Annotated in this window: 7 protein-coding genes and 3 pseudogenes; 8 read left to right on the top strand and 2 right to left on the bottom strand. The window is 37.2% G+C overall.

The window, feature by feature from the left end; translation table 11 throughout:
• The first annotated feature begins 680 nt into the window (after nucleotides 1-680).
• The 7 genes and pseudogenes from HCUR_RS02335 to HCUR_RS09050 all read left to right on the top strand — a co-directional run bounded on the left by HCUR_RS02335 (nucleotide 681) and on the right by HCUR_RS09050 (nucleotide 8,197).
• Nucleotides 681-1,943 (top strand): sodium:proton antiporter, encoded by a 1,263-nt coding sequence (locus HCUR_RS02335; RefSeq protein ID WP_104206571.1) that lies wholly within the window; start codon nucleotides 681-683, stop codon nucleotides 1,941-1,943.
• Nucleotides 1,944-2,310: 367 nt separating this feature from the next.
• Nucleotides 2,311-2,499 (top strand): hypothetical protein, encoded by a 189-nt coding sequence (locus HCUR_RS02330; RefSeq protein ID WP_104206570.1) that lies wholly within the window; start codon nucleotides 2,311-2,313, stop codon nucleotides 2,497-2,499.
• Between the two features lie 246 nt (nucleotides 2,500-2,745).
• A pseudogene (locus HCUR_RS10380) lies at nucleotides 2,746-2,853 on the top strand (IS5/IS1182 family transposase); the annotation flags it as partial.
• 163 nt (nucleotides 2,854-3,016) lie between these two features.
• Complete coding sequence (locus tag HCUR_RS09060; RefSeq protein WP_207760876.1) at nucleotides 3,017-3,178, top strand: hypothetical protein; 162 nt, start codon at nucleotides 3,017-3,019, stop codon at nucleotides 3,176-3,178.
• The gene (locus HCUR_RS09515; protein WP_243397251.1) at nucleotides 3,163-3,315 is read left to right on the top strand and encodes a hypothetical protein; all 153 of its coding nucleotides are present in this window, start codon (nucleotides 3,163-3,165) and stop codon (nucleotides 3,313-3,315) included. The genes HCUR_RS09060 and HCUR_RS09515 overlap by 16 nt, the downstream gene beginning before the upstream one ends.
• Before the next feature lie 770 nt (nucleotides 3,316-4,085).
• Nucleotides 4,086-5,267 carry a hypothetical protein gene (locus HCUR_RS09055; RefSeq protein WP_207760875.1) on the top strand — a complete coding sequence of 394 codons (1,182 nt, stop codon included), beginning with the start codon at nucleotides 4,086-4,088 and terminating at the stop codon, nucleotides 5,265-5,267.
• Nucleotides 5,268-7,951: 2,684 nt separating this feature from the next.
• On the top strand, nucleotides 7,952-8,197 hold the full coding sequence (locus HCUR_RS09050; protein WP_207760874.1) for a hypothetical protein: 246 nt from the start codon (nucleotides 7,952-7,954) through the stop codon (nucleotides 8,195-8,197).
• 107 nt (nucleotides 8,198-8,304) lie between these two features.
• On the opposite strand, the pseudogene HCUR_RS10105 reads toward HCUR_RS09050, so the two are convergent.
• Both HCUR_RS10105 and HCUR_RS02300 read right to left on the bottom strand, forming a co-directional pair.
• A pseudogene (locus HCUR_RS10105) lies at nucleotides 8,305-8,980 on the bottom strand (transposase).
• Between the two features lie 168 nt (nucleotides 8,981-9,148).
• Nucleotides 9,149-9,988, bottom strand: a pseudogene (locus tag HCUR_RS02300) (phenylalanine--tRNA ligase subunit alpha); the annotation flags it as partial.
• Between the two features lie 948 nt (nucleotides 9,989-10,936).
• Here HCUR_RS02300 and HCUR_RS02295 point away from each other — a divergent pair.
• Nucleotides 10,937-11,941, top strand: a complete 1,005-nt coding sequence (locus tag HCUR_RS02295; RefSeq protein WP_104206566.1) for an NAD(P)/FAD-dependent oxidoreductase — start codon at nucleotides 10,937-10,939, stop codon at nucleotides 11,939-11,941.
• Nucleotides 11,942-12,429 lie beyond the last annotated feature (488 nt).

Below are 12,429 nucleotides of genomic sequence, written 5' to 3'. Positions count from 1 at the left end.
CTAACATTTGGGTTAAGCAATCAAGACGCCTATTGTCGATTTTGAAATATGGCTTTAAAATGCGCTTTAACTCGTTGACTGAAACCATGATGTATACCTCTTTTTCGATAATCGAGATTATACACTTTTTGTTTTTATTTCAGCGCGTTACTGTCAATGCAAACTAACTAACCAATTAGTTTTGTCCGGTACAGAGATATTAAATATTTTTTTTTAACCAATTATAATATCCATGTAAATAATATGCATATTATTATTCGCATTAATGGGAATCGTTGAAAGATAAAAAACGAAGTCTTTAACCCATTAAAGAACACAAAATATCATTTAAAGTATAATTTAGGTCATGGAAAAGAAAACTTTGGGAACGTGCTGGCTGTTTAAATCTGATTTCCGATTTTATTTTTGATACATCATTTGAGAGATGTAAAGAATATAGGACATTCAGAGGTTATTTTAGCGCCAGAATTAGATTTTTCAGACTTTAGTAACAATTCTTTCTCTTTACCGGTTCCATTTTTGGGATACTTTTATTAATTTTTGTGAATACTTTACGCTCTGTATAAGAATAAAAAGATTAAAAGAAAAGTTTTTAAGCATTTACAGCAAGGAAAAAATTTTATATCCTTTTTTCTAATGGTTTTTTTGGAAAAACAATCATAAAAAATTTTTTGTATTGGATGGGACTAAGTTTACCTTTCGTTACACTGTTGATAATGATGGCGGTGCTGCCTCAGTGGGCTCCCCATAGATGGGCACGTCACTACCAAAAATATATTATCACTTTGGTTGTCTTAACGCTTGGGTGTGCGAGTTTTTTGGATATCTCCCTTATGCCTCGTTTTCTCTGCACTTTATACTCAGAATACATTCCTTTTATTCTATTTCTTGGATGTTTATACGGGCTTTCCTGTGGAATCCAAATTCGTATAACGGCGCCCCCTTTACCTAAATGGAATACGTTTAGTCTTTTTTTAGGCATGCTTACTGCAGCGCTATTGGGTACAACGGGAGCATGTGTTATTTGGGTGCATACGCTTCTTCAGCTAAACTGCTTTCGTAAACACAAAGTACATACTATGGTTTTTTTAATTTTTTGTGTAGCCAATGTAGGCGGTGTGTTTTCTTCTTTGGGGGATCCTCCGTTACTTTTGGGGTTTTTAAAAGGAATTCCCTTTTTTTGGGCCACTCAACATTTAACGCCAGCGGGCGTGTATGTTTCAGTATGCTTATTAGGAGTATATTATTTGTTGGATACACACATGTATCGTAAAGAATCTTTCAAAACTGATTTTATACCTCTCTCCATTTCCGTCACTGGACGGGGATATATTGCAGCGGTTGGTTTATTAATGATGACCATTATACTCATTCAGAAATACAGTACTCAGATGTGGAGCTGTTTTACAGAAACGCTTCCCCTCTACAGTGGAGATATATACAAAACAATTCTCTTAAGTGGTATTCTCTACGGAATTGTTCGTAAAAAAAAGGAATTACCTCGTTTTTCATCTCATGTACTCAAAGAGCTCAGCTGGACTTTTTTAGGACTTTTTATGTGTGTCGTTCCTGTGGTGCAATGGCTTCATGAGCCTGGGATGCATCCGTGGCTTCAGACTCAAGGGAGTCCTAAACTACTTTTTTGGATTTCAGGAATATGTTCTGCTTTTTTGGATAATGCTCCTACTTATGTATTATTTGTAGAAAGCGCAGGGGGGTTTAAAGAAATCTCGTCTGTGGCGCTGAAACATATTTCTTGTGCAACAGTAATGATGGGGGCAATGACGTACATTGGTAATGCACCAAATTTATTGGTCAAAAGTATTGCAGAAAATCAGGGAATTTCTATGCCTAATTATTTTTCTTATATGAAATGGTCTTTAATTATTTTATTGCCTATTCTTATCATTTTAGTACATGGAACTGCCTTTTTGAGATACTAACGCTTATACGCTACAGTCGGAAACTTTTAATCTATAAAGGGTATACAGAACATTGATGTTACTACCCAAAAAGGAGACTTTGCTTTTTTGCATAACACTTTGCACTGGGGAAATACTCTATAAAAGTCTCCATATATTATTTATTTTCCATTATAAACAGGAGCTTATCCCAGTTCTTGGATACTGTCTGATAAATGTAAAAAAAATATACGTAAAAAAAAGTATTTTTGAAAATTTTTTGTAGACGCTGATTATAAGGAGGGTATGGTAGATGAAAGCCTCATTAACGTATATTTTTATGGGACAAGAGCAAAAAGCGGTATCCGAGATATGAGCCCTAAAAAAAGGACTAAATAGGAGGCTAAATTTGTACGCAGATGTCCAGTGTAAGCTGGTCAGAGTCATGATTTTATCAAATACGGTGGCTAATGGTGAACAAGAAAGCAAAGGTATTGAAGGAATAGAGGCTCAAAATCTTTTTGCTGATAAAGAATGCGATATCCATAAAATTGTTGATGAATCAACAAACCACAATATTACTTCTGTTATTCCATGAAAGCACAATAGAAAAAAAATAGAGCGTGTATGAAAAACCTGTATAGCCATTTTGTGGAAAATTCTTTTCTGTATCTAAGAACTTGTGTTCACGGATAAACGAAGGGAGTATAGTAAAGCTAGGGGGTAATAAGAATGAGTAATCCAAGAGATTTAACCGATCAGGATAAGAGCGCATTAAGAATTATTTTGAATGGGGCAAGTATAGTAATAAAAGTAAACACGAGAAGAAAGAGCTAATGGAGTAGTTTACATAATAAAGAGCAGCTTCCCATGGCGAATGCTTCCTAAAGATTTTCCGCCATACTCGCCTGTACAATCGTTTTATCAAAGATGCAGGATCAAAGGAATATGAGAAAAAGTACTGAGCACACTTGTCAAGATGCGTCGGATAAATGCTGTTGAAAGAAAGACCCGAGCTGTTGCAAAATTGATTCACACAGTGTCAAAAATACCCGGGCTTGTGAACAACGCGGCATTGACGGGGGAAAAAAAAGGGACGTAAACGCCATAATGTTGTGGATACACAAGGCACTCTGGTGCACGCTACTGTTCATGACGCGAATCAACGTGATACAGTAAGGGGGTGCAATGTTTTTCAAGAGGCTATGCAAAGTATCCGACACTCAAAAGCGTTTGCGCCGATGCCGGGTATGGAAAAACCATGCGAGCGTTTTTGAGAAACAGTCTTAACAAGACCATTGAAATTTCAGAACCCCAAGATGGGCTGCGCTCGCCAAAAGATGGGTCGTTGAACGAACCTTGGCTTGGCTCAAGCATTATCCAAGATTGTCTAAAGTGTACGAAATGGCTGTAGCAGCTGTCGAAAATAGGGTGAGGATCGCGCATTCTATGGGCTTGTTAAGGCGGATCGCGCATCCATAAATACAGGCTCTAAAAATTCTTTCGCTCGAAATATAGACATTACCTAGAGGGTTTAAGGTACAAGGCAAGAAGTTTTGGGCGTTATAAATTCAGGCTTAAAAAAGATAGTCAAAAAAAAATAAAAATTATATCTAAAAAACTTTTTTAATTACTTAATTACTTTATAGTACTGTACTGAAAAAAAAATAAACAAGCTCGCAGAATTATTACGTCACTGGCTTTCCATCATGTGTCTCTGGATTATAAAGAATCATTGAATCAATGCCAGAACTCGATGAATCTATGTCAGAACCCGCAATTTTAGATCATGTTCAAGGGATAAAATATGACAAAATACGGTATTTTTGGAAGAACATCGGGTCATCAAAGTTTTAGATTAGGTCTCAAAGCGAACAGTTACTTGAGTGATAAGTTTATCGTAAAACAATCGTACGCTTAGATTAGTACTTATTTTTTATATATAACGGAAATACATTTTTATATTTTTATTTATGTTTGGGTGAAAGAATTTCTAAACTTAACAATTCTTTATTTTAATTTGTATATTTTTACTTTTTTTATGAAAGATCCAAGATAAGATTATATTTTTAATTTTTTTTTAGCGTAAGTTGATTAAAAAAAAATAAAGATAAAAAAAAGCTTGACAAAGAAGGTCGTGTCATATAAGATCACTAATGTAACCTTTTTAACTAATATTTCCAAATGAAAACAAATACAAAAAATAAATTAAGTTACATACATTTTTTGATGATGATTACTCCCGTAGTTTGTTCAGCAAAACGTGTTATTCCTCAAGTAGTAAATCAACCTCAACAACCTCAAGAACCTCAACAACCTCAAGAACCTCAACAACCTCAACAACCTCAACAACCTCAACAACTTCAACAACCTCAATACCTTCAACACCCTCAACAACCTCAATACCCTCAATACCCTCAATACCCTCAACAACTTCAATACCCTCAATACCCTCAACAACTTCAACAACCTCAATACCCTCAACAACCTCAATACCCTCAACAACCTCAATACCCTCAACGCCCTCAACAACCTCAAAATATATTCAATGCTTTAGGTCAGCAACTTCAGCAAATGCACCAACAGATTCAGCAACAGATTCAGCAAATTCAGCAATATCTTCCGAACTTAATGTTCGATGAGATTCAGCAGGCAGGCCCTGTTCAAAACGCACTTAGGGGGCAGATTTTCGATGAGATTCAGCAGGCAGGCCCTGTTCAAAACGCACTTAGGGGGCAGATTTACCACGAGGTTCCGGACTTAATGGTGGACCAGATTGAGCAGGCAGGCCGTGTTCAAAACGCACTTAGGGGGCAGATTTACCACGAGGTTCCTGGCTTAATTCTGCAGGAGATTAAGCAAGGAGGCGCTTTTCAAAACGCACTTAGGGGGCAAGTTCAGGAACATCTTCCGAACTTAATGTTCGATGAGATTCAGCGGCCAGGCCCTGTTCAAAACGCACTTAGGGGGAAGATTTACAACGAGGTTCCTGGCTTAATTCTGCAGGGGATTAATCAAGGAGGCCCTGTTCAAAACGCACTTAGGCACCAAGTTGTGGAGGTAATTGAGCAGAGGTTTCCGGCCTTAATGCTGGACCACATTCAGCAGCCAGGCGATGTTCAAGACGAACTTATGCACAAAGTTCGTCAGGCGATTGATGCACGGGTTCCAAACTTAATGCTGAACCAGATTCAGCAGGGCGCTCAGCAAATAAATCGGCCAATAAATTGGGGCAGAATGAATCAGCAACAACGAATTCAACATGTGCAACAGCAGCGACTGCAGCAGCAGCCAGTCCCTGCAAATCCTATTCGGCAAGCAGTGAGGGACATGATTCAAGAGGAACTTTATTCCATGGGGTATTAACCTTATCGATTAAGCACGGTAATCTTGCATGCATGATTCTTCATAAGATAAGCAAAGCCTTTTGAAAATACTATTGGACAGAAGACTTTGCAAATGGAATAATAAAAAAATCACAAATTTGTTCCTATAACTGAAAAGACCGGATTAAACAAAAAATAAGACCAAGAAAGAGGTCTCCAAAGGATCACCAGATCTTTGGGGGCCTTTATCCGGCTCAGTGCTTTATTATAAATGCGCTCTAAAGACTACGGGCCTAACTTAAAGCCAACAATCTTAGATTGTTCGACAATTAGAGAAGCTAGATTTCCTCTATGGATGGAAAAGGATTGTGGAAATTTCTCTGATGAGAACATTATAAATCATACTCTCCTAGTTCATAGTAATCGTGTGTAAAGGCATAAAAAAAAGCTTTTTCCATTATTTAAGGCTTGAAGACGGCGCTGTTTATGAATGCTTACACAAACAAAGCACGTGACATGCTATGGCTTACTCGGGTTTCTGAGCGCCTCTAATAGGGGTGACTGAGCCTACGCGATAAATAAATCCATCAGCCTGCTTCTGTTGTTTGTTACCAGAAGGCTTATCAAAAAGAATGCTAGACATTAGACAAGCCCATTACGCAACCAAGCGTTTGTCTCAAAAAAAATTTTAGCACTGGGATATTAAATGTTTTAATGTCAGGGCGATGCGAAGAAAACATGTTTCCAACACTCCCTTATCGTACGTTGTCATCCACCATTAAGCTAGTTTTTTCAAAATACGCGCAAAAGCTGTCTAAACAATGACGCTCATCCCAGTATTTTTGGCTATAAAATCATAGAAAATAAGTAAAGACGTAGCAAAAATCAATTTAGCCAAAAATAAAAAGAGCCAGTTTCTCTTAGCTACGAACTCAGTAGGTAGAAAAATCCTTACCTAATGAGCAGAGTATGTTTGAATATAAAGGTTAGTTTAAGACAGAAAGCGAATTTAAGATTATGAACGACAACGCCTTTAAGGTACCCTCTATTTTCTTGAAGAAACCTGGACCCTACAGTTGCCCTGATGATGATCGATGAGATTGTACAATTTGAGCTTCGATCTGTCCTGACGTTTGCCCAAGATACGACTGCAAGAAAAGAGGAAGCAATAGACGACCAACTCCCGGTATGAAATAGGTTTATTGCTTGCTCTCTGGGGTTCCGGTAATCATTCTAGTCATACAAAACGACCCAACCCATTGTTATCCATCTTTAGACTGTTCATAAAAAATTATGTAGTCTTTAGGCACCTGGGTTATGGAATAACATAAAAAATACAGGCTCCTAACCCACAAAGCGAGAACACAGAAAAGCAAGAGCCTCATTACCCCCCCCTCAAGAATACTCAAAGCGTTCTTTTTAATCTAAGCATAAGAAGATTAAACCAGTAGAGCTTGAACAATGAAGTATTCCAAATTTTTAAAACTCCTTTGAAGCCTCATTTTTAAATTGATTCATTGTGAAATAGAAAGTAAAGTACCCCCTTGACATCTTTTTTCCCCTGATATACAACTCCCTGTTGAGGAGAGGAAAAGTGGTCTATTTACGGTTCTACGTTGCACAGAAACGTAAGACCAGTATATAGTCATGAGCACCTCTATTAACCATTTTTCAAGAGTCATTACAATTACTAAGCGTATAATAGAATAAAAGTAAAGGAAAACAGGCTATAATTGTGTAACTGTCCGACTGAATTGTGCTATCAGCAGTTACGCTTGGGCAGTGATCGTTAATTGTAAAGGTTAATTGTCTAGCCTTACATTATTGTAGGTCAACAAAACGCCACCTGTTATAAACTAAATTTTTAAAGACAATTGTGACTTTTGCTTGTGCAAAAGTTATAGTATGGATCATGGAGCCACGCATATTTATATCATTGATTGGTTTTTTGATATATACTTCTTCACAACCCTCTCCAAAGAAAAAGATTTTATTACTAAAGCTTAACTTTTTAAACGCTTTATAGACAGCGACACCCCTTGCGTTAAATAGTTTAGCAATCTCCGCTTATGTTTTATATTCTTTATGTTGAACATACAATTTTAGCGAATTTGGATTTATAGTTCCTTTACTTCCTACGTGCTTTGAGCTTAATGATGCTTTTTTCCTAGCGTATCCCAACCCTTTAGTTAGCCCTCGTCTTTTGATTATTACTTAACTTTATGTCGTACAAAAGACGCTTCTACCTCATTCTAAAATTTTGAGGGGTGTTATGGTATGGGTATCAAAAAACACCAAGTATTTCTTTGTAGCTTATGTTTGTTATGATTTTTCAATGGGTACCTTTCTAGGAGTTTAGGTTAAAATTATTATTTAATTCTTTTTTGATATAATCGCTAGACTAAATGAGTTCGACAAAAAATTATGAAAAGACAATTAAAATTTTTTATTCTCACCCTCTCCTTTTTTATGCAGAATGAAGGGTATTCATTCAATATAGAAAAAGCACACAAAGAATTTAAAGCTTTAATCGATTGGAATCCTGACTTTTATCATCTACAGCAAAAAGATCTTGATTATATGCAAAAGCTCTTGTCAAATTTATGTCCTAAATTAGGTCCTTTATCCCAATGCTTTACTAAATTTTCTTCTGAATTTTGTGACAAGTTTCAGCAGAAACAAGGGTGTCGTAAATTTTGTAAAATAGTTGCAGATAATGAGAAGATGAAAGAGGAAAAAGATCAGGAAGAAAAAAAAAATTCAATACTTTCAGAACATAAAACGTCAAAAAGCATGCTTCAAAAGGTAAAAAATTTTTTTCACTCCAACAATCAATCAAAAAATGCGTCAAAAAACTTAAATAGTAAAGAAAATAATCCCCATTTATTGAACCCTGAAGATTCTAGATTCTCAGCAGCCCCTGAAAGAAAAAGAGACAAATTGCTAAAACTCGTAGGAATAAGAAAGTAAAAAAGTAACAATACGTTTTTGCTTACTGAAGCTTAAGTGTCCTAAAAGTAAGCCTTCCTCTATAATATTTTTGGCTACTTTTCCTTAGGGATTGTTGACATTTAAGTTTACTTTAGAATTATGAGTGATGAAGCAAAATGAACGAAGAAAAGAAAAGTGTGCGAAAGTGTATCGTATCTGGGTGCAATGTGCCTTAAATGGGTGAACGTGTTGAACATTCGCTCGACTAGAGTGCGTTCTTTATAAAGATCTGCGCAAAATTCTCTGGGGTTTTTCCGCATAGATCGTGGGGGGATGATGAATACAATAGCTTTTTAAAATTTCTCGATTAAATCAAGGGCTTTTGTATAGCCAGAGCACTGACCAGGCGATAGAATGAATCTGATGAGGTGCCTAAAGCACCCCATGGGCAGGGTAGATCTGCGTGCTAAAACCGCCTTCTGAGCGCACCAGGGCTTGTTATTGTGTACCATTGAGTCTATTTTTCTGGCGCCCGCGGCGCGTTGATGGGCGCGAATCATTGTGGAGTCAATCATGATCTATTCCATATCAGCATCTACTGCAAGGGTATTGAAAATCATTTGCCACACAACGACTTTGGACCATCTTATCAACCCTTTGTGAACCTTCGACCATTTCCCGTAAGATTCTGGCAATTCACGCCACAGTGCATCTTTGCGGGCAATCCATATCGTTACCAGTACGTCCTGAATCCCCTTCTTTTCTAGGAAAACTTTCTTTTATTCCTTCCCATTGGTCGTCTCGTATCTCTTGCAATCTTATCTCTTCTTTTCACTAAACACCTTAATCTTACAAAACTTAATTGTAAATGTTGACACGCTCTAGCCACACCTTATGTTTTTATGCGCACCATTAAGAACACAGCCCTTATCGGGTTTCTCCGCAGGTAAAGAGTTCCAACGTCTGGAAGTGAGCATTGAAGCTCTAAAACTATTTTTTAGGAGAGGCGTAGGATAGGGTATCGAGTGTACGCTTAAGGCTTAAATTTGATAGCCAGGTTTGATGATTTTTGTAAAATTCTCGTAAATCTTGAACGCCATAACGCAGCATTGCAAGCCGTTCCAATCCTACACCAAAAGCGTACCCCTGGTAGATTTCTGGTGAAATACCACACTGCCTCAACACTCGGTGATGGACCATACCACAGCCTAAAATTTCTAGCCAATGGGAATGGCCCTCTAAAATAATGTTTCCTGCTTCCCTACGATATCCAATATCGACTTCACAAGAGGGTTCAGTAAAAGGAAAAAAACTTGGACGAAATCGAAGATGTACTGACTTTGAAAAAAAAATTTCTAAAAATCCTTGTAATACTCCCTTAAGATCCGCCATATTGGCTTCCTTAGAGACAACCAGTCCTTCAATTTGATGAAACATAGGGCTGTGTGTTTGATCGTAATCCGAACGGTATACGCGCCCCGGAGAAACAATTTTTAATGGTGGTGTAGTTTCTTTCATCGTACGAATTTGAACAGGACTTGTTTGAGTACGTAATACTCCATGCGGAAGGTAAAACGTATCCTGTTCTCCACGTGCTGGATGCCCTTCAGTCACATTTAAGGCGTCAAAGTTGTAAAACGTATTTTCAATCTCAGGCCCCTCTACCCAAGCAAATCCCATCTGTTGAAAAATTTTTACTACGTCCCAGAGTACTTCCATGATGGGATGAAGCACTCCCTTTTGCACTGGAACTCCGGGTAGCGTCACATCGACTCGTTCTTGAAGTAATTTCTTGTTTAAATCCTGAATTTTTAGAGCCTGCTCTTTGTGCCCTAGATCGTGTCGGCATGAAAATACTTAATCAAATAAAAAAAATATCTCATTTGAACAATAGCAAGAAAAAAATACTGTGTTTTAGTCTATCGTGTTACTATCTCTCTCAATAGTTTTAGATTCATAAAAGAATTTTCTACAAGATAGCTGCATTTTGAAATGTGTTTGGACTACGCTTTCTGTTCTTTTCTATTTTTCTTTTGTACTATACCAAGATTAACGTTCTGGTTCATTGATTCATCAATCTATTTCATTGGTATCGTATCGTTTGTCAGCAAGAAGATTTTGAGCATTTATTCCTTCAATACTTTGGCTCTATGCTTTGCCATCAGCCATGGTAGTTGATATAAATTTCTATGACCCACATGTCCTGGGCATCCAGGACTAAATGTAGTTTTTTGTTGAGCTCCCTTTCCTGGGGTGGTTAGGAGCGCTTTACTTCTTTTCCATGAAAATGTACTTTAAGGGCCCTTTCATCGATCATAGGAGATGCATAATCTGGATCTATAATTATTTTTTCCAAAAGATTTTTCTAAATACTTTTATATGTTCTTTTAATCGCTATGATTAGGGGGGAACCTTTCTAAGGGAGGCCGTTTCTTAAAATTTACCGTGTTTATAAATTGGCGATTATCGCTGGCTTTTCTGTCTTAATTTTCTAGACTTGCAGAAAAATGAGATTCTACTATTCCCCAAGTTTTATCGGATATGTCCTGTCTTTTATGGAATCATGACATTACTTCTAAAAAATAAAATTTTTGTAGCCATTGCACCCTATTATATTTCATGACGACACTACCTAAAATTATTTTCGGGTATTTTCCAGAAAAAACAAGGGAAAAATTTTACACCATAAAAAAATAAAACATAGCACTATCCCAATAGCTTTCAGAAAAGAAAATCGGTATTCTTATAGAAAGAATATATATTTTTAAATAACACCAATTGAATTACGACGTTATCATTGTGGGCGCAGGCCCTGTCGGATTGTTTACAGTCTTTGCTTGTGGAATGGTAGGTTTACGAGTGTGTGTTCTGGATGCGCTTCATCATATTGGAGGACAGTGCAGTGCATTATACCCCAAAAAGCCCATTTATGATATTCCGGGGTACCCATCAATCTTGGCGGGAGAGCTTGTGGAATCTTTAGCCCGACAAATGTCCCCTTTCAAGCCAGATATTTTTTTAAACACACCCACAGGACGTCTTGAACAAAGTGTACACGGATGGCATATGTATACGCCTCAAGGTACACTAAACGGAAGGGTAATTTTTTTGTGTACTGGACCAGGAGCGTTTACGCCCAAACGCCCCTCCATTCCTGGAATTCAGGAATTTGAACCTGAAAATGTTCTGTACCGAATTGATGACCCGTCTAAATTTTTTGGAAAGCATGTAGTTATTGCGGGAGGAGGAGACTCAGCAGTAGATTGGAGTTTACTCTTATGTGAACAGGGAGCGCACGTATCTCTTGTCCATCGTCGGGATACTTTTCGTGCACAAGAGTCTTCTTTAATACGTCTCCAAAACTATTTAACCACGGGAAAAATTAAGCTTTTTACTCCTTATCAAGTGATGGAATTAAAAGGAATGAAGGGTTACCTTGATAAAGTTCGTCTACAGAACGATACTAGAAACAGCCAATGGATTCCTTGTGATATTTTAGTTCCATGTTTTGGTCTTGAGGTTCAGAAAAGCCCTTTTGAAAGTTGGGGAATCGCAATGGAAGCAGGCATGATTATAACCCAGCCCACGACCAGCCAAACCTCTAACTCTAGTATTTACGCTGCAGGAGATTGTGTAACTTATCCAGAAAAACTAAAACTTATTATGACAGGGTTTACAGAAGCTGTACAAGGTGCCCACCATTTACGTAGGACGCACTTTTCTGAGAGAACCTATCGTTTTGAACATTCAACTTCTGTAGGAGTCCCCAATATGTCTCAATAGACCGTTTGGGAAAGAATAATTTTTCGTTGTTCCATAGTTGTGAATAGCAGAAATTATATTGAATCTTAAGTCAAAACTTTTGCTTCGTTTTTTTTATTTTTCAGATACAATTTATAAATCGTTTAATTATCACAATCACACTTTTATTTGTAACTTTTACCCTTGCGAGTTATTGGTTTTTTTATTCTCTTTTGTTAAAGCATTTTTCTTAGAACCCATTTTTATAGATTAGGAAAGTCTTTTAAGAAGGGGCATGGAGTAGTTAATCATAACAATATTGGGATTAGATGTACTATGTAATGATCAGAAAATAGTACAAAGATAATAAAGCCTAGAGTAAAAAAAAGGAATAGAACACATCAATCTAGGTCATGATGAAAAGACGCGCACAGTAATCGTTATGGTGCGTAAAAATAGAGTAAGTACAGGGTGAAATATGCTACAAAGAAGAAGTCATCAAGCCTAAAGCCCCTGTAGGCAGCACAGGA

The sequence above is a fragment of the Holospora curviuscula genome, assembly GCF_002930195.1.
In the GTDB taxonomy this organism is placed as follows: Bacteria; Pseudomonadota; Alphaproteobacteria; order Holosporales; family Holosporaceae; genus Holospora; species Holospora curviuscula.
This window is presented reverse-complemented; position numbering and strand designations above follow the sequence as displayed.

What these genes read in the sequence shown, in the direction of transcription:
- HCUR_RS09055 (WP_207760875.1), top strand. Translation starts at nt 4,086, where the DNA reads ATGAAAACAAATACAAAAAATAAATTAAGTTACATACATTTTTTGATG.
- HCUR_RS09050 (WP_207760874.1), top strand. Translation starts at nt 7,952, where the DNA reads ATGAAAGAGGAAAAAGATCAGGAAGAAAAAAAAAATTCAATACTTTCA.
- HCUR_RS02335 (WP_104206571.1), top strand. Translation starts at nt 681, where the DNA reads ATGGGACTAAGTTTACCTTTCGTTACACTGTTGATAATGATGGCGGTG.
- HCUR_RS09515 (WP_243397251.1), top strand. Translation starts at nt 3,163, where the DNA reads ATGCGAGCGTTTTTGAGAAACAGTCTTAACAAGACCATTGAAATTTCA.